The following is a 627-nucleotide window of genomic DNA, read 5'->3' as shown; positions in this document are numbered from 1 at the left end:
CGCCGTAGCTCGTCAGTCCCTTCCTGAGGCCGCGATACGCCAATCGACACCTTGGGGCTGGATTTCACGCTGACTGCAGGCGCCCTGGTGGAGCAACCGCCGATCGTCACCATAGGCAAATGGCTCAGATTGTCAATAATTCTAATCTGGTTCCAGCAGAAATACCTACAATGTGGCGATCATAACTTGTCACGCATGGTCGTATTATCGATTATCCAGACCATGCGCTGCAGTTGCGGAAAGGCTCTCTCTGCGGCTAGAGTGACCGCAAAGGACGCGGCAAGGACAAGAAAATGCTCCACGTGGCAGACTATGGCGGCAAGGAAGCCGACGTCGTTAAGGCGCTGGAGGAGGACATCATCTTCGGCCGCCTCGCGCCCGGCACACGGCTGGTCGAAGATGTGCTGCTCGGACGCTTCCCGGTGTCGCGCCACACCATCCGCCAGGCGCTCTACCAGTTGGAGAAGCTCGGCGTCGTCACCCGCGAACGCAACAAGGGCGCGATGGTGAGAAGGCTGTCACCCGACGAGGTCAGGCAGATCTACGAGGTGCGCGAGCTCTTGCAGCGGCAGGCGGCGCTGATGATCCCGCTGCCGGCCAGCGATGCGCTGATTGCGGAGCTGATGG

1 protein-coding gene is annotated in these 627 nt (G+C 60.3%); it reads left to right on the top strand.

What is annotated here, in order from left to right; translation table 11 throughout:
- Nucleotides 1-293: 293 nt before the first annotated feature.
- Nucleotides 294-627: GntR family transcriptional regulator (locus EN742_RS36965; protein WP_148670615.1), on the top strand; the 334-nt coding region annotated here is incomplete at its 3' end.

The sequence above is a fragment of the Mesorhizobium sp. M4A.F.Ca.ET.020.02.1.1 genome (assembly GCF_004022645.1).
Classification (GTDB): Bacteria; Pseudomonadota; Alphaproteobacteria; order Rhizobiales; family Rhizobiaceae; genus Mesorhizobium.
The sequence above is the reverse complement of the archived record's forward strand: the minus strand, read 5'-3'. Positions and strand labels throughout refer to the sequence as shown.